Below are 17,404 nucleotides of genomic sequence, written 5' to 3' on the forward strand. Positions count from 1 at the left end.
CGTTATGAGGCTTCTTTAGAATTGTCTACCGATTCTAATTTATTATTCACCTTCTCGTCCACTTCTCCTATCTTATTTAATGCATCCTCTGTCTTTTTTAGAATCACTAATATTTCATCAATCCCTTTATTTAACCATTGAGAGAATATTTCATAGTTGACTCTAAATGCATGGATTGCTTCAGATGGTTGATTAACAAAATCCCTACAAGTAGTGCGCACGCTCTTAGAATTGGTTACTACATACTGACGAGTACTCTTATCAAAAAGCATAATCATACCACCTATAACAGCCCCGGTTATAACACCTTTTAATAATTTTTTTTCAGCCATCACAATTCCTCCTTGAAATGTTTTTGTTTAATTTGCTCTAACAAATTTGTGGATCCAGTATCGATTAACTTATAAACATAATCAAAGTTCCCTGTGAAGTATGGATCAGGGACCCCCTTAAGATCCGCTTCTTCTACATAATTCATAAATAGATCGACCTCTACACCATTCTTTTCACGGATCGCCTGTAAGTCACTCATATTTTGTTCGTCCATCGCAATAATATAATCAAAATGATCCCAATCAGCCGGTTCAACTTGACGAGCTTTCATGTCTTTATAAGAAATTTTATTTTGATCCAATAGAGTCCTCGTTCCCTTATGAGGTTCTTTTCCTATGTGCCAATGTCCAATACCAGCAGAATCAACTGTCATTTTATCAGACAGCCCTTCCCTTTCAATACGCTTTCTAAAAATAGCCTCCGCCATAGGAGATCTGCATATATTCCCCAAACAAACAAATAAAACTCTAATCATCCCTATTCTCCCCCATCATAAACAAATCATTTAATAAATTATAACACGAAAAGTGGAGATGCCTCGATAGACACGACAAGCTTAAGCAAGACGTCGAAGTGAAGAGCCTCTTTTCACGTAGACGGATTGCTTATGACTCGAGTGTCTAGGCGTCGGAACTAGACATCACGAAAAGTGGAGATGCCTCGATAGACACGACAAGCTCAAGCAAGACGTCGAAGTGAAGAGCCTCTTTTCACGTAGGCGGATTGCTTATGACTCGAGTGTCTAGGCGTCGGAACTAGACATCACGAAAAGTGGAGACGCCTCGATAGACATGACAAGCTTAAGCAATCCGCCGAAGTGAAGCGCTCTTTGATAATGTCTTTTTATCCTAAACTTCGCCATATTAAACCAATTTTTGTAATCTTTTTTTTAATATAACTTGACATTTCGTAATAATTTTCGGAATATTTAATATATAAAAATGATTTCATTAAAAATTTAGGGGGATGTGGATGTGGGAGAATTAGGAGCTATTCACAGTTTTTTAGAATCAGCAAGTGGAATTGTATGGGGACCCGTACTACTTATCCTATTAGTAGGTACAGGTATTTACTTAACATTACGTCTTGGATTTTTACAATTTAAAACCCTACCTTACGCATTAAAGCTCGCGTTTAAGCCAGGAAAAAAACAAGAGAAAGAGAAAGGTGATATTTCTCACTACCAAGCGTTAACCACAGCTTTAGCAGCCACGATTGGTACAGGTAACATTGCTGGGGTTGCGACCGCAGTAGTATTAGGTGGTCCTGGAGCTGTGTTTTGGATGTGGATTACAGCCGTTTTTGGTATGGCGACGAAATACGCAGAAGCTATTCTTGCTGTAAAGTATCGTGTAGAGGGAAAAGACGGAAAAATGTCGGGCGGCCCGATGTATTACTTAGAACGTGGACTTAAACAAAAATGGTTAGGTGTCTTATTCGCCATTTTTGGTGCTCTTGCAGCATTTGGAATAGGAAATATGGTGCAATCAAACACTGTATCAGACGTTATGGATTCAACATTTAATGTTAACCCGTGGATTACTGGTATCTTATTAACGATATTTTCCGCTTTAGTTATAGTTGGTGGAATTAAAAGTATCGGGAGAGTGACAGCTTTCTTCGTTCCTATTATGGCAATATTTTATGTTCTCGGTGCACTCATTATTATTTTCTTGAACGCCGATTTAGTCCCAGCTGCTTTTGGCCTTATTTTTTCTGATGCTTTCTCTGCAAATGCAGTGGGTGGAGGTATTCTTGGTACCGTAATTCGATATGGTGTAGCCCGAGGCGTTTTCTCAAACGAAGCTGGTTTAGGTTCTGCGCCAATTGCCGCTGCCGCAGCTCGTACGGATTATCCTGGACGTCAGGCTTTAGTATCAATGACTCAAGTATTTATCGATACAATTCTAGTTTGTACAATGACAGGCTTAACAATTGTCATGGCTTACGGACAAGAATATGCCGGTCTAGATGGAGCTGATCTCACTACTAATGCTTTCCAAGTTTTCTTGGGTGATACTGGAATGTACATCGTAACTTTAGGTGTTATATTCTTTGCATTCTCCACCATTGTTGGTTGGTCTTATTATGGTGAGAAATGTTTTGGTTACTTAACTGGAAATCGCGCCATGACTGCTTACAGAGTTATATTCGTTGCCTTCGTACTTATAGGAGCTATCGCCCAGCTTGATACCGTTTGGTTATTTGCTGATGTAATGAATGGACTCATGGCCTTTCCGAACTTAATAGGGCTCCTGCTCCTCTCTGGAGTAGTAGCTGCTGAAACGAAGAAATTCTTGAAAGTCGCCAAAGAAGAAAAAGAAGAAGAAAAACGCGCACGATACAACAACAGTTAATTACTTTAAAAACTCCATCGTTCTGAGAACGATGGAGTTTTTATTATGGTCGATATTCCATCTTTTTTGTCATCAGTTTTTCAATATTTTCAGGTGGTAAAGGTTTGCTGAAATAGAACCCTTGATACGATTGGCAATGTAGTTCTTTTAAAAAGTTTAGTACCTTCTCACATTCTACGCCTTCCGCTACCACACCAAGTTTAAAAGCATCTGCTAATTGAATTATCGCTTTAACAATTTCAGCATCACTCGGATCCGTACGTACATTTCTTATAAAAGTCTGATCAATCTTTAAATAATGAATAGGAAACTGCCTCAAGTAACTTAAGGATGAATAACCTGTTCCAAAGTCATCGATAGAAAGTGTGACCCCCATGGACTTCAAATTTTGCATAGTGCGAATACACTCTTCCGTATTTTTCATGACGCTATTTTCGGTCACTTCTATTTCTAAGTATTTTGCAGGTAATCCCGTTTTTATTAGAACAGCTTTTACTTTCTCAGCAAAATTATCGTGTTGAATTTCATTAGCCGATACGTTAACAGCAACCCTTTCCGGCGCATATCCACGATCAATCCATTCTTTATTCTGTCGACAAGCTTCATAGAGCACCCATTCATCAATTTGCGAAATAACTCCTGCCTCTTCTGCTAAAGGAATAAACTCCCCAGGGGAAATCCAGCCTTTTTCTGAATCCTTCCAACGCACAAGGGCTTCCATTCCGCTTAAATAACCTGTTTCCACATCAACCTTAGGCTGATAGTAGAGAGTGAGTTCTTGGTTGAGGATAGCTTTGCGAAGTGAGCTTTCTAAAGTGAGGTGTTGATTGTAGGATCTATTCATATCGGCCGTATAATAAAGAACACTGTCTCTCCCACGGACTTTACAATAATGTTTAGCTATATCTGCATGGGCGATTAACTTTTGTGAAGTCTCTCCTGCTGAAGAACAAGCCACACCAATACTTGCTGTGACAATAATCTCTTGTCCTTTTAAAAGAATCGGCTGTTTTACACAATCGAGAACTTTTCTTCCCATTTGAAGTACCTTTTGTTTAGTAGCACTTCCCTTCATAACAACCATAAATTCATCACCCGTTAAACGATACAAATACATATCTCTTTCTAAACAGGAATTAATACGTGTTCCCACGACCTGAATAACTTGATCGCCAGACACATGTCCAAGTGCATCATTCACATACTTAAATCGATCTAAATCACAAAATAACACTGTGACCGCTGGATTAAGAATAGATTTGTCGAGCAAACGATTTAAGTCCGCATATAATTTACGACGATTCGGCAAGTCGGTTAATGGATCATGATAAGTCATATGCCTGATTTTTGATTCAGCTTCTTCATACATCGTTACTTCTACCGTACTTCCAATAATTTCAGAAATGGTCCCCTCTTCTTCAATCGGCGATAAAGTAGTATGAAAATGACGATGATTATAGCTGTGCTTGTAGGAAAAGGAATGGCCTCTAAAGGCTTTTTCGTATTGTTGTTTGTAAAAGAGGGATTGATCGGGGCCGAATAATTCAAGAAGAGTCTTTCCCGTAACATAGTTAGTTGTTAAGCCTATATCACGTGCTAATTTTCCTTCAAACATCACATAGTAAAATTCATCATCATCTTTATCAAACCAAACTTTAAAAACGAGATTGACAAGTGCATCGACCGTTCTCAAATAATCGGCTTTAACTTTGTTCAATTTATTTAATTCTTCATGCTTATATGCAGTAATATCTATTGCATAACAAATCACTGAATCTGCTTTTTCCTTTAAAGGTATCACGATCATTTTTAACCAAAATTGATCAGTTGTCTCGAAACAAATTTCTCCTATCCACATTCCATGTTCACCTAGATTATTTAATCCATCCTTAAACAACGTACGGTGGGTTTTATCCTTCATCCAATCGCTTATGAATTCCCCTAAGATTGAATCCTTGCTCAACTTGCTTAATGCGCAAAATTTTTCATCAACTTCTAAAATTCGACCATCTTTATCATAAATTAGAGTAGCCGACCCATCCTTCAGCCCTTCTTTTAATTGATGATGAAGCAGGAGTTGATTTTGTACGTTATTATGATATTCACCTAATGCTTCTTGATAAGACGGATCTGTTGAATATTGAAATAAATCTTCGTACAAGCTTATGAATTTTGCTTGATCTAGTACAGGATTAAACTCCAGTATATCCACACCCTTCGCTATGTTTCGATTTTGTTTAATTATACATGATAAAAAAACAGACCGCTACACAGAGTAGCAGTCTAATAGTTAGATGGAGAATGAGTTTTGTTCTTTGATTTTTTGGTTGTTATTAGATAAATTCCGCTTCCAATTAGTACAATAGAGACGATTGTGATTTGGAAATAACGCTGATAGTAATTCCATAGATCCACATTAAAAACCCTCCGCATTTCGTCAGCAAACAGTGGAAACAAAACAGAGTCAATTACATAGTACAATCCTAGTAAAATGAGTACACTTCCAATTAACCTTTTCTGTTCAGGTAAATTCTTAATAATAGGGCGATCCTCTGCTACTCCCTCCTCCTGAAATTTACTCGATTCTTGTAGTGCATCAAAGAAACTAAAAAACCAAATCACTGGAATAAGGAATAGGAACACAGAAAGCCTTAAAACATCCAAGACGTAGATTGCAGTTAAAAATCCAAGCATGAGTTGCAGTCCTCTTTTCTGAAGCCCTAAATATAAGTGTCCAGCTCCAGGGAATACTGCTAGAACCGTCGTTAACACACGATTCTTTTCACCTTTTAACCTAAGTTCTCTTAGATCATCCATAAGTGGACGGTCTTCCACATGTTCCCCTGCTTGCTTTTTATTAAGCAAATGAATGGCGTCAAATAAAGCGTAAATCCAAATTACTAGCAAAGCTGGAAGAAAGACAAGAAATCCTGATTGATTAGTTAAAACAGCAACGAAAAAAATCATTGTACCTGCCCCTAAGTAAACCGTTAGAAAAGTGAGACCTCTCTGCTTCAAACCCATCTGAAAATGTCCAACCCCAGGGATAAACGATACAAGAATAGTAAAAAACCTTTCATTTTGTTCCTCACTTCTTGACTGAACAGCTGCTGTCAATGAAGCAGAATTTTGTTCACTGCCTGATTGCTTACTTCTTAAACTTAAAGTAATCATAATGTCGATCATGTTCACAATCCATATAAAGGCAGCACCTGCCAGAAATATAATAACTAATCCATTGCCAGTTACGTGAAATAACACCAATAAGAAGCAAAGGCCTAATAACCCGAAAAAACTAAGGGGGTAAAGTACACCGCGAACCGCTCGACCTAAATACATATGTCCAAAACCAGGGATAAAAGCTAAAAAGAAGGCTAATATCGGGGATTTATTCATTAATTACTCACCTCTCTCTTTCTCGTTCAGCCAAAAATTCCTTTTATCTAATACTTGTTCTGTAATCGAAGGCTGGTCTTGAAACTTTTCATCATCAAAAGCAGAAAATACATACTGGAATACTCCGCTTCCCATTAGCAAAATGGTTAACCCTGCAGCCAATGCATAATGAACAAGGGTTTGCTTAGATTGAGACTTATATTTTTTTGAAGCAGCTGGAGATTTTTCTTGTAAAACATCAAGCGTGTTATCTGTAAAAGAGGGGGAAAGTTCAGATTCAGTATTCCATCGTGTAACAGATTCTATATAACTTAAGAAACATATTTCACATTCATCTAAATGATCCTCTATTTGGCTTCGATTAGAGTCATTTAACTCGTTCCTCATATAGGCAACAAAATCTTCATTCGTTATATGCTTCACGAAAAATCCTCCTCCTTCCAATGATTTTTCATCCATTTCCTTGCCCGATATAATTTCATTTCGATCGTCTTTTCAGCAAGTTGAAATTCCTTAGCCATTTCGCGGTAACTTTTCTCCTCTATGTAATAGGCTCGCACAACATCTTTATAATTCTCGGGCAATTGCTCCATCCCCTGGCGAACACGTTGAATTTTTTCTCGATATAAGAGTCTGTCCTCCACTCGATCATCCTCGAGGAATGTACGTTCAAAACCGTTATCGAGTGGATTTTCCAATCTTCTTTTCTGTTTCCTTTGTTCATCAATTGCTTTTCGAAAAGCAATTCTTCCGAGCCATGTTTTAAAACCAGGTCCTTTATAGGAAGGAAGGGCATCTAACATTTTTATAAACGTTTCTTGAGCAACATCTTCAGCATGGTTCTCGTCTCTTAGTACACTTAAAGCTACTTTAAATACATGATTTTTGTAACGCTCAATTAACATTCTAGTAGCTTGTTGATTCCCAGCTAATACTTTCTTAATCAGACGTTCATCTTGAATAGTTCGCCCCTCCCTTCCTACACCTGCTATACTACTGACGTATGGCCTTGACACTTCCCCTACATTTTTTCAAAAAAATTGAACGAAGCCCACCCGCTTCATTCAAGAAAGAGATTGTACACATTCTAGTCCTTCGTTTTTAGCAGAATTAACATAAGTGCTGACCTGATAAGCTTTGAGTCCCTCCATTTCCACTTGATTTATAAATTCGTGTGCGCCTTGAGAATCCCAAGTCACCGGTTCAATCCATTGATCCTGCTGGCTTTCAGGCAAAATAACCGGCATACGATTATGAATATCTCCCATAAACTCATTCGCTTCTTTCGTTAATATAGTACAAGTGAACCGCTCTTCCCCCTCGGTTTTCCATTGATCCCAAAGACCAGCAAAGGCGAAAAGCTGTCTATTTTCTGGTTGAATTCGGTACGGCTGCTTATAGTCCTTTTCTTTTTTCCATTCATAAAAGCTATCAGCAATAATTAAACAACGTTTCTTAGCCATTAACTTCTTAAAACTCGGTTTTTCATGAGCAGACTCGCTACGGGCGTTGATCATTTTATATCCTATTTTTGGATCCTTGGCCCATGAAGGGACGAGTCCCCAGTACATATATCCTGCTCGCTTTTTGGAACCATCATGAATAATAGCTAATACTTTTTGTCCTGGCGCTATATTATATCTAGGTTCAAAGTCAGGTATAGACGACCTTATTCCATACTCTCGTCTTATATCCTCTTCCTCTGCAGTAAGAGTAAATCGACCACACATAAGGAAAGCCCCCTCCTTTTAAAAATCAATCTCTTCATTACCAGCCAAACTTACTGTTGATTTTTCCACCATATTGCTGAAAAGCTTCGGAACTTTTCAACTTACGCTTTTCCATTAACATATTGAACCGCAACTTCTTTTCTGTTAATTGAGTGTTCCACTTATGGCCTTGATCACTTTCATAATTTTGGGCTAGCAATTCTTCCAGTTGCACTATTTCCTTTTTGAGTTGCATTTCTTCAGGAAGCATATTGGCATTTTTCAGGATGCGATAACTGTTTCTCATTTCGTCAGGGACATAGGATAATTCATCTTTTGGGAGTGGCTTCCCTTTCCCTGGTAAATTTTCAAAGTCCCCTTGCTTGATTGATTGCTTAATTTTCTCTTCAATCAAACCACCGAAATCCATAGCTAACTCTCCCTTCTAGGATAAACGTTTTATTAAGGAAGCACGATCTTCTTCAGGAAAAGCTTCAACCTCAATGATTCTTCTGATTTTCTCTTGATTATGAGGGTCATGGTATTTCACATCATTTACATCAGCAACCTTTACTCCATGAGGATTACTTGCTTTTAGAAGCAATTCGTCACCTGCTTGAACATACCCTTCCTTTAGAACACGAAGGTAGAATCCTGTATACCCCGTGGTTTGTACACGTTTAGGGAAATCGTCAATTCCATGAGTACGGGCAATGATATAACAAGGTTTGCGGGGCTTTGTCACTTGAAGCTCTGCCTCCCCCATCATAAAGATATCTCCAATGTTTACTGTCCGTTCATCTATGCCATCCACAGTAATATTCTCTCCAAATGAAGGAAAAGGAAACAACTGATTATATTCTTTTTCAAAATGTTTATAGTGTTGAGCAGGATAGAGACACACCGCTTGATCGATCCCTCCGTGGTTCTTCTTATCCGCTTGTTCATCACCTACAAAATTCAAAAAACTTAAAAACGTCGGTTCCTTTACAGGTGTTTTACGGTAAGCACTCTCTAATTCCCCTTTATCAGTTTGGTAACACTCTGGTCCCCCTACATTTAAAGAAACTAATTTATACTTCATTCCAGTTCCCCTCTCTCCACTTTTCAATCCAGGCAGGTAAATAGTCATAGCTCCATACATCACTTGGATAATCAATAAACAAATCCTCACCATTTTCGTACAAGGCTTGAACAATCTCATTGATGGCTCCAAAGTAAAAGTCGTATAAGAATTCATAGCTGAATGGTTCTTTTGGAAGATGATTCTCAGCACAAACTTGAGGATCAGAATAATTTAAATATGTTCGACACGGAATCGGTCGTACTTCGTAAGCCATACACGCTTGTGTTTCAGGGTTAAGCATAGGACACGGTAGATTAAGCTTTTTATATTCTAATTTTGTGGAGTCAGCTGTGTGATCCATCGCAAATGCTTGTTCTAGTTTGTCTTTGTGGTTTTCGTAATATTGTTCCCAGTGCTTGTATATTTCCTGTTTACGCTCTTCCGAAAAATTTTCAATCGATCGAATCATCATTTTGGCTTCCATCTTACTTATAATGATTGGAAAGTAACAACAAAAGGCACAACCTTTAAAGCAGCTCGCAGTCATGTCCGCAAATTGCTCTATACGTCCTATTTCATGGTCTACTTCTGATAATAATCGATTAAAACCATTTAATATAACATCCTCTGTTTCCAACTCGCTATTTAATAAATCATCTACTACATCATCAAAAAATTGAGTATCTAGTTCATAGGATTGATTAATTTTAGTTGATCTGTCGATGATTTCCTGATGTTTCAAATACCTTTCCATCCGGTAAAACCCCTTTAATTCTCTTTCTATCTATTATACACAGGATAAGGCCTTATCGACTACCTATAGTAGGTCCCATTAACTTCCTATTGATATAACCCCCATAAAATAAGTAAGATAGGAGAAGGACTATTATAGAAATCTGTCATCCTTGGAGGTACGCTACATGTTGTCAACTGCAGAAATAGGAATTGATTTAGGTACAGCTAATATTTTAATATATTCAAAGTCTAAAGGTATTTTATTAAATGAACCGTCCGTTGTGGCTTATAATACAGAAACACAAAGTGTCGTTGCTGTAGGTAAAGAAGCGAAAGAAATGGTTGGTAAAACTCCACGCAACATTATTCCAGTCCGTCCACTTCGTGATGGAGTAATTGCTGATTACGATATGACCACACAAATGCTAAAAGAGTTTATGAAAAAGGTTAGCCGTAAGTCAGGCGTATCTATGCGTAAACCAACTGTAGTTATTTGCACACCTTCAGGTTCCACTTCGGTAGAACGTCGAGCCATCCATAATGCTGTGAAAAGTTACGGAGCTAAACAAGTTCACTTAATTGAAGAACCTATTGCGGCAGCCATCGGATCTGATCTTCCTGTCGATGAACCTGTCGCAAACGTTATCGTTGATATTGGTGGCGGAACAAGCGAAGTAGCTATTATCTCATTTGGTGGTGTAGTATCCTGTCGTTCCATTCGCACCGGCGGAGATGTCATGGACGAAGAAATCATCCAATACGTTCGTAAAGCTTATAACATCCTTATCGGAGAGCGTACAGCCGAAAACATTAAAATGGAAATTGGCTACTCTCTAATTGATCATCAAGAAGAAAAAATGGACGTTCGTGGTAGGGATATGGTTACTGGATTACCTAAAACTATTGAAATTTCTTCCCCAGAAATTCAATCAGCAATAAAAGAGTCGCTAGAACAGCTTCTTGAGACCATTCGCGCAACGTTAGAAGATTGCCCACCTGAACTTAGCGGGGACATCGTGGACTTTGGTGTTACGCTAACAGGTGGGGGGTCTCTATTAAAGGGCATGCAAGAATGGCTCGCTAATGAAATTTCCGTCCCTGTCCATATGGCATCCAATCCATTAGAGTCTGTTGCTATCGGTACAGGTCGCTCTCTTAAAATGATACAAAAAATACAAAAGGCCGCCAAATAAGCCTTAAGAGTAGACATCCCCCCACAACTTTAATACATTTAAAATAGGCTAACCATTACAGGTTAGCCTATTTTATTTAAACTGATGAAATAAGAGGAATTCACGAAAACATCGGCGAATAGAACTATCAAGGGTAAACTTATTAGCAAAGGAGTTTTGAAAATAAATGAATCGAACTACAATTTTAAAATGGGTCACTGGAATTAGTGAAGGATTGCTCGCAATTCCCTTTGCAGGCGGCACATTCATACTTAGCATGTCTTGGACTCCCCTATTATTTATGTTTGCTCTCCATACCATCACATTAATCTTTTCCATTAAAGATAAACAGTTCAGTTCAGGAAGTATTCTTGGTATGATCACAAGCTTCATTGGAGCCATTCCGATTGTCGGCTGGATTATGCATACAATTACCGCCCTCGTTTTACTGATTGATGCATCCGTTGAGACAAAAAATTAACATCTACACAAAATGAGGTGATGATCATATTTATCTCGCTATTTATTTTCCGATTACACCAAAATAATGCCCAGCAGTTCGTGAACCTTGCTGAAAAGTTCAAACCTATCGTAACTTCATACAATGGAGAACCCTATTTATATGAAGAGGATGCTCTAACTGGTAAACACGGAGCTATGGGGCTCCTTAATCTATTCGAATTAAATGATGAGGAAGTCCTTTATTTAGGGCAGGTTGAGTTTCAATCCAAAGACGAGTACGAGCAAGCTATTCATAGTATGTACAATGATGAGATCATCAAAGAACTTTACGAACAAATTTGTGAAGTTGTAGATGTCACTTCAATGATCACTTCGACGTTTCAAGATATCAAGTCAGAAGTGTAGTACAACTGTATAAAGGGAAAGTCTCTAATCATAAGGAGTGAGGTTCAATTTATACAGTGATCTGCTTTTTTAGAGTTAACAAGCAAAAAATACAACCATTTATCAAAATGGCAAATAAAACTGGTGATCTCCTAATCTCACATGGTGCCTTGAAACATAACATTTACTATGCAAACGAATTGACTGGTTATCAAGGAACGATGGGATTGCTGAACTTATTTGAAGTAGAAGAAGACGAAGAAGTTATGTTAGGTCAATCCATCTTTAAAGATCAAGATCATTATCATCTAGTCATGAAAAATACAGGTTCAAACGATATGGTCCACTACCTAAATCATCACATTAAAGATATTATTGAAATAGATAAAATCATTAGTTCTAAATTTAAAATGGTTTAATTAACTAATAGGGGTGATTTGTAATGAAAATCGTAGTATTAGGGGCAGGAGCCCTCGGAGCTTATTACGGAGCACGATGGCAAGAAGCAGGCCATGATGTCATTTATTTAGTGCGTGAACGACGAGCCGAGCAATTGCGTAAAAACGGATTACATTTACATAGTGAAAAGGGTAATTATAAAGTACCTAACGTTCAAATTGTAGAAAGCCCTGAACAAATTGAAAATGCTGACCTAGTCTTCCTTTCCGTGAAAGGGTATCACCTGCATGGAACAATCAGCTGGTTAAAGCCTCTTGTTCAAAGAGGTGCAAAGGTCTTACCTGTATTAAATGGGATGGAACACCTGCCTATTTTACAAGAAGAACTTGGGGAAGAAGCAGTGATTGGTGGCTTAGCCTATATTATTGCTACTCTAGATGAAAACGGCCATGTCGTACATACAAGCCCTTTTCACGATCTTGTCTTTGGCCCTCTTCACACTTCTCAGCAACCAATATGTGAAGAACTTGGAATTGCATGTAATCAAGCCAATATGGGTGGGAAACAGAGCCCAAATATTCTCGAGGATATATGGAATAAATATATGTTTATCACCGCTTTTTCAGGTATTACAACCGCCACAAATTTGCCTATAGGAGACATTAGAAAGTCACCCCAAACGTTTATCATTACTAAACGCATCCTTGAGGAAATGCGAAAATTAGCAAACGTCCACAACATTCAAATAACAGAAGAACATGTTGAGGTTGCTTTCGAGAGATTAAAGGGTCTTGATGATGAAATGACATCATCCATGCATCAAGACCGTAGAAAAGGCCTCCCCCTTGAAGTAGAACATTTACACGGAGGAGCTCTCCGACTTGGAGATGAACACAACTTAGACATGCCTTATACTCAAACGATTCATGCAATGATTAAACCTTATGAAGCTTTTCAAAAGTAAATAAATCCCACTAGTTTTTATAGCTAGTGGGATTTTATTCGTTATCTAAAGATCCAGCGCGGGGTCGCTTTCCATTTTGCAATTCACGTGTGCTTAGTCCAAAGTCCATCTGTAAATGAGGATAATCTTCAAATGATTCCCAATCACCTCCCCATTCAAACCCTAAACCCTTAGCAATTTCCACTACTTCCATCCAATCTGCTTCTCCATTACCGTTCAAATCACGTTCAGTATCCCATATCACATTTCCCTCAGCAGTTGCCAATGCAAAGTCAATCGCTAAACCATAATTATGGTAGGACTCTCCACCTTCTGCGTAGCTAACAATCTCTCCCTCTTTTGATCGACCACGTTCATAAATTTCTTCTTGCTCTTCAATCGATCGAACTCCGTCAGTGATCACCACGTTAATTCCTATACCTTTCGCTTTCTCGATAAGCTCATCCTTTTTCTTATCTACTGTAGGATGGAGTTCAGTGGGAAGTTCCCCTTCTTCTACATAATATACTTGGCGTTCTTGAATATCTATCAATGAATAAACAATCGTACCACCTGCAGAAACAATGAATAGAAACCAAACCGTTCGAATAAAAATTGCTCTCAATACGTAAGTCCCTTCCTTCTAATCTTTTATGCCAATTTTATCATACGCACAATTCCCGCTTCATGATTCGACATTTGGCTATAAATGATATAATAGTCTTATATTTTAGCAGGAGGTAGAGACATGGCTCTAAAAAAAGCAACGAAGACAGTTTATGAGCTCCTAATGATCGCCTTAGCCACTTTAGCTGTCGCTACCATATGGAAAGAAACTCAATATGATAGTTATATCGTTTGGATTACATGGAGTATTTTCTTTATTGACTTCCTTTATCGATTATTCAATAGTTCAAATAAATGGACATTTATTAAAAGAAATCCCTTTATTGTTATTGCCGCCGTTCCTCTAGACGCTGTTTTTCAATTTGCTAGATTTGCTCGAATTCTTCATTTATTAAGACTTAAATCCATCACAAAATATTATACGAAACCATTCATTCACTTTTTGCAAAAACAACAATTATCTTACGTGGCAGGAGTAACAATGGTTCTCATTTTTATACTCATTATTCCGTTAAAAAATGTCGAGGCTAACTTAGAAAATTATTATCAAGCATTCTTAAGTTTGCTGACAACTCTGATCTTTTTCGGAAAGACAGCTTTTGAACCTGAAACAGGAATTGGGCAAATAATTGTCGTTGTGTTTACCATTACAGGAGTGATTTTACACGGTCTTATTATAAGTACAGTTTTGGATTATTTAATCAAAACAACGTTTATACAAAAAATCATCAACAAATGGAAAAGACAAAAAAACGGAGAAAATAAAGAATGGCAAAAAAAAGAATCTCAATAAGCCGTTGCCCTAATTGCATAAAGGGTTCACTTGTGAGATGAAAAATGCTAAATCACAGAGGAAATTACAGAACTATTCACAAGACTGTCGCAATACAATCCACATTCTAAAATCACAGTGAAAAAGGCTTAGAGAAGTTTTATCTCTAAGCCTTTTTCACTGTGATTTTTTGTTGAACTAACCCCCATATTATGAAGGACTCTCCGACAGCTCAGTCCAGTCCATACGACGCTGACCAAGGCGCATCCGTTTTCCCGGACCTTCTTGCTTTCGTGAGGAGAACGGAAACATCGGATAAGCTACTTCACGTGAACAGAATGCCTCATGCGTGAGAATCGTGTTGGGTGAGGCTTTATTCTATAGCATAGGTAAGACGCATTCTCCTATGCTGGGGTTCGTTCATTTCCATGTCGAATGGGGTGGCTTTGAAATGACGAGACTCCCGCGGGAGAAGGAGTTAGGCAAGACCCCACAGGGAGTGACAACGACCGAGGAGGCTTGCCAGTCCCCCGCAGGAAAGCGAGTTGTTTCAAAGCCACCCCTATCCCTTATACGGTAACGAACCCCCATCATCTCGGAATCGAGTCTTCAACAATCCTGTTCTGCTAGTTTAAGTACATCATTTCACAAACCTAGTAAATCAACATAAACCGCAGCAAAATCACAGGGTGTAAATATTTACTTCCACCCTTGTGAATTGCTTGTTTACACCCCTGAAGTGAACCCGTTACCAATGGCAACAGCCTTTCTTTTTCACACCTAATAACAAGTAGTTTTTCTAATACCTGTTTAAACATTACCGGAAAAAGGAATAGATATAACAACTACGGAGGTGAAGCTATGACTAATAACGATAAAAACAAATCTAGTTATAGTTCGAAGGAAATAGAAGAAAAGCTAAAAGAAGAAAAAAAACGCCCAGAAGATCCTGTGCCAGATCAAGATATGAAAAAAGAGGAACGCGAGATAGAACAAGGTCATCAATCAAAAAACGATTCCTCAACCGAAGAGAAATACAGCGAAGACTTTAAAAATAAAAATTCTAAGAAGTAAACCGAGGTGACAACAATGAAACCATTTCATGCTTATCAAATCAGGAAAACAGATGAAGGAGAAATAAACGCACAAATCGAACAGTTAACACAAGATAAGTTACCAGATAGCGATGTACTTATTAAAGTACATTATTCAAGTGTTAATTATAAGGATGGCATAGTTTCTACACCGAATAATGGTTTAGTCAAAAACTATCCAATCATCCCAGGAATTGACTTATCAGGTAAAGTAGTTGAATCAAACGATCCCCGTTTTCAAAAAGGGGACGCTGTCATAGCAACAAGTTATGAAATCGGAGTAAACCATCATGGAGGTTACAGTGAATACGCAAACGTACCTGCCGACTGGATAGTCCCTCTTCCTGATGGAATATCTCTAGAGGAATCTATGATATACGGTACAGCCGGTTTTACTGCTGCCCTATCAATACACCGCATAGAAAAGAGCGGCATTACGCCTGAAGATGGACCTGTTTTAGTCACTGGTGCTACAGGGGGAGTCGGCAGTATGGCTGTGGCTATGTTAGCAAAACGAGGTTTTAACGTCGAAGCTAGCACCGGAAGTTTAGAGCATACTGATTATTTAAAAGACCTGGGAGCCAGTAAAGTCTTATCACGTGAGGATGTCTATGACGGCAATCTCAAACCCATAACTAGCGAGCGCTGGGCTGGAGCCATTGACCCTGTAGGCGGTGAACAATTAGCCTCAATTTTAGGCAAGCTTAAATACAATGGGGCTGCAGCCGTTAGTGGACTAACAGGCGGAACTAATATTCCCGCACAAGTTTATCCATTCATTTTAAGAGGGATTAGTTTAATTGGAATCGATTCTGTTAATTGCCCAATGGATACTAGAAAAAAAGTTTGGCATCGGTTAGCCAATGATTTAAAAACAACTAATTCTTTTGAACAGATCAAATTTGAAATCACCCTTGAAGATGTACCAGCTACATTAAAGGATATATTAAATGGACAAACACGAGGTCGAGCAATAGTGAAACTTTAAATCTTGAATTTTATGGTAGTTTTATTAAAACAAAGCAGAATAAACAAAAAAACATTGACAATAACTCCAAACTATATTATATTGTTATATTAGTGCCTTCGCTATAAAGGTAAATCGGAAAAATGAGAGAGTGATGTGTATGAAACTGGCATTCTGCTATGTTTTATCACTACTTAATCACACTGGATCAGCTTCGGAGCTGTAAGGATGCAATAGAGGTAGGGATTGTGTCGTTTAAGTTGATAAAAACTACCATGTAGAAGGACCGCGGCATTATGGGTTCATAACGTATTTGCGCTAACACGTAAGTAATCAACTAAAAGAATTTACAATTTCATTATTCCGAATATAATAAGCGAGTCAGACGACGGTCTGACTCGCTTTTCTAATTTACAGCATGGTACGATTAGAAGAAACAAAGATGTTAAAGGAGGATCCCCATTGTCTTGCTATTTAAAGCAATTAGAACCTGAGGACGTACGCTTTTTACTCGATTTCTCTGAACTAAAAAAAATAGTTAAAGATATGCTTGGCGATTTTTCAAATGACCTTCGTGTAGATATTGATTTTGAAATAGCACAGGATCCTTATTACACTTCAACCGTGCGACCTATGATTGATCTTCAAAAAGAAAATGTTCTTTCCCATGATCAACAAATGAGATTAACTGAGATTGGTTTCTCCTTAGCAGATGAACCTTTTCAAAATGCAGACCATGTTATGTTCACTATCTTCGGCAGCACCTGCACAATCATCGCTGCTACTAGAGACGAAGATGGAGATTTCTTCACCATCGAAATGCCTTATCATGACTACGCAGGCCTAATAAATGACTAAAAGCACTAATCCTAGAAAGATAACGGGTTCGGTTTTGAATTACAAATTTTTTAAATTAAAATAAAGTCGTATTATGATTATAAACATAATTAACAGGATAAGTAACACCATTATTGCTACATAAAAAAGT

21 protein-coding genes are annotated in these 17,404 nt (G+C 38.0%); 10 read left to right on the top strand and 11 right to left on the bottom strand.

From position 1 onward, the window contains the following. Nucleotides 1-2 precede the first annotated feature (2 nt). Nucleotides 3-332 (bottom strand): YtxH domain-containing protein, encoded by a 330-nt coding sequence (locus tag ACFQIC_RS08560; RefSeq protein ID WP_204709905.1) that lies wholly within the window; start codon nt 330-332, stop codon nt 3-5. Then, nucleotides 332-808 (bottom strand): low molecular weight protein-tyrosine-phosphatase, encoded by a 477-nt coding sequence (locus tag ACFQIC_RS08565; RefSeq protein WP_204709904.1) that lies wholly within the window; start codon nt 806-808, stop codon nt 332-334. The genes ACFQIC_RS08560 and ACFQIC_RS08565 overlap by 1 nt, the downstream gene beginning before the upstream one ends. A gap of 517 nt (nt 809-1,325) precedes the next feature. Here ACFQIC_RS08565 and ACFQIC_RS08570 point away from each other — a divergent pair. Then, on the top strand, nt 1,326-2,690 hold the full coding sequence (locus ACFQIC_RS08570; protein ID WP_204709975.1) for an alanine/glycine:cation symporter family protein: 1,365 nt from the start codon (nt 1,326-1,328) through the stop codon (nt 2,688-2,690). Nucleotides 2,691-2,733: 43 nt separating this feature from the next. Here ACFQIC_RS08570 and ACFQIC_RS08575 read toward each other — a convergent pair whose 3' ends face one another. From ACFQIC_RS08575 to ACFQIC_RS08610, 8 genes are all read right to left on the bottom strand, one after another. Next, complete coding sequence (locus ACFQIC_RS08575; protein WP_204709903.1) at nt 2,734-4,902, bottom strand: sensor domain-containing protein; 2,169 nt, start codon at nt 4,900-4,902, stop codon at nt 2,734-2,736. Between the two features lie 71 nt (nt 4,903-4,973). Continuing rightward, nucleotides 4,974-6,086 (bottom strand): hypothetical protein, encoded by a 1,113-nt coding sequence (locus ACFQIC_RS08580; protein WP_204709891.1) that lies wholly within the window; start codon nt 6,084-6,086, stop codon nt 4,974-4,976. A gap of 3 nt (nt 6,087-6,089) precedes the next feature. Further along, nucleotides 6,090-6,509 carry a zf-HC2 domain-containing protein gene (locus ACFQIC_RS08585; protein ID WP_204709890.1) on the bottom strand — a complete coding sequence of 140 codons (420 nt, stop codon included), beginning with the start codon at nt 6,507-6,509 and terminating at the stop codon, nt 6,090-6,092. Beyond that, nucleotides 6,506-7,102 carry an RNA polymerase sigma factor gene (locus ACFQIC_RS08590; protein WP_390217036.1) on the bottom strand — a complete coding sequence of 199 codons (597 nt, stop codon included), beginning with the start codon at nt 7,100-7,102 and terminating at the stop codon, nt 6,506-6,508. Before ACFQIC_RS08590 ends, ACFQIC_RS08585 begins: the two co-directional genes overlap by 4 nt. 48 nt (nt 7,103-7,150) lie before the next feature. Further along, entirely contained in the window at nt 7,151-7,816 is a 666-nt protein-coding gene (locus ACFQIC_RS08595) for an SOS response-associated peptidase (RefSeq protein ID WP_204709889.1), read from the bottom strand. A gap of 37 nt (nt 7,817-7,853) precedes the next feature. Next, complete coding sequence (locus ACFQIC_RS08600) at nt 7,854-8,225, bottom strand: DnaJ family domain-containing protein (RefSeq protein ID WP_204709888.1); 372 nt, start codon at nt 8,223-8,225, stop codon at nt 7,854-7,856. A gap of 15 nt (nt 8,226-8,240) precedes the next feature. Beyond that, nucleotides 8,241-8,879, bottom strand: coding sequence for an MOSC domain-containing protein (locus tag ACFQIC_RS08605; protein WP_204709887.1), 639 nt, complete (start codon nt 8,877-8,879; stop codon nt 8,241-8,243). Further along, complete coding sequence (locus ACFQIC_RS08610) at nt 8,869-9,615, bottom strand: YkgJ family cysteine cluster protein (protein ID WP_204709886.1); 747 nt, start codon at nt 9,613-9,615, stop codon at nt 8,869-8,871. Before ACFQIC_RS08610 ends, ACFQIC_RS08605 begins: the two co-directional genes overlap by 11 nt. A gap of 166 nt (nt 9,616-9,781) precedes the next feature. On the opposite strand from ACFQIC_RS08610, the gene mreBH reads away from it, so the two are divergent. From mreBH to ACFQIC_RS08635, 5 genes are all read left to right on the top strand, one after another. Further along, nucleotides 9,782-10,789, top strand: a complete 1,008-nt coding sequence (mreBH, locus tag ACFQIC_RS08615) for a rod-share determining protein MreBH (RefSeq protein ID WP_204709885.1) — start codon at nt 9,782-9,784, stop codon at nt 10,787-10,789. 166 nt (nt 10,790-10,955) lie between these two features. Continuing rightward, nucleotides 10,956-11,249, top strand: a complete 294-nt coding sequence (locus tag ACFQIC_RS08620) for a hypothetical protein (RefSeq protein WP_204709884.1) — start codon at nt 10,956-10,958, stop codon at nt 11,247-11,249. Nucleotides 11,250-11,269: 20 nt separating this feature from the next. Further along, the gene (locus ACFQIC_RS08625) at nt 11,270-11,635 is read left to right on the top strand and encodes a DUF1428 family protein (protein WP_204709882.1); all 366 of its coding nucleotides are present in this window, start codon (nt 11,270-11,272) and stop codon (nt 11,633-11,635) included. A 56-nt stretch (nt 11,636-11,691) separates the two neighbouring features. After that, nucleotides 11,692-12,033, top strand: coding sequence for a DUF1428 domain-containing protein (locus ACFQIC_RS08630; protein ID WP_390217037.1), 342 nt, complete (start codon nt 11,692-11,694; stop codon nt 12,031-12,033). Nucleotides 12,034-12,056: 23 nt separating this feature from the next. Beyond that, nucleotides 12,057-12,977: a ketopantoate reductase family protein gene (locus ACFQIC_RS08635; protein ID WP_204709880.1), complete on the top strand. Its 921-nt coding sequence runs from the start codon at nt 12,057-12,059 to the stop codon at nt 12,975-12,977. Nucleotides 12,978-13,011: 34 nt separating this feature from the next. Here ACFQIC_RS08635 and ACFQIC_RS08640 read toward each other — a convergent pair whose 3' ends face one another. Beyond that, nucleotides 13,012-13,581 carry a M15 family metallopeptidase gene (locus tag ACFQIC_RS08640; protein ID WP_204709878.1) on the bottom strand — a complete coding sequence of 190 codons (570 nt, stop codon included), beginning with the start codon at nt 13,579-13,581 and terminating at the stop codon, nt 13,012-13,014. Between the two features lie 123 nt (nt 13,582-13,704). Here ACFQIC_RS08640 and ACFQIC_RS08645 point away from each other — a divergent pair, with 123 nt between their 5' ends. The 4 genes from ACFQIC_RS08645 to ACFQIC_RS08660 all read left to right on the top strand — a co-directional run bounded on the left by ACFQIC_RS08645 (nt 13,705) and on the right by ACFQIC_RS08660 (nt 17,274). Further along, nucleotides 13,705-14,376, top strand: coding sequence for a hypothetical protein (locus ACFQIC_RS08645; protein WP_204709876.1), 672 nt, complete (start codon nt 13,705-13,707; stop codon nt 14,374-14,376). 840 nt (nt 14,377-15,216) lie between these two features. Continuing rightward, nucleotides 15,217-15,429, top strand: coding sequence for a hypothetical protein (locus tag ACFQIC_RS08650; protein ID WP_204709874.1), 213 nt, complete (start codon nt 15,217-15,219; stop codon nt 15,427-15,429). Nucleotides 15,430-15,444: 15 nt separating this feature from the next. Beyond that, a complete protein-coding gene (locus ACFQIC_RS08655; RefSeq protein WP_204709872.1) occupies nt 15,445-16,437 on the top strand; it encodes an acrylyl-CoA reductase family protein in 993 nt (330 codons plus the stop codon). 441 nt (nt 16,438-16,878) lie between these two features. After that, complete coding sequence (locus ACFQIC_RS08660) at nt 16,879-17,274, top strand: hypothetical protein (protein WP_204709864.1); 396 nt, start codon at nt 16,879-16,881, stop codon at nt 17,272-17,274. Nucleotides 17,275-17,404 lie beyond the last annotated feature (130 nt).

Source organism: Halobacillus seohaensis, assembly GCF_042663045.1.
Lineage (GTDB): Bacteria > Bacillota > Bacilli > Bacillales > Halobacillaceae > Halobacillus_A > Halobacillus_A seohaensis.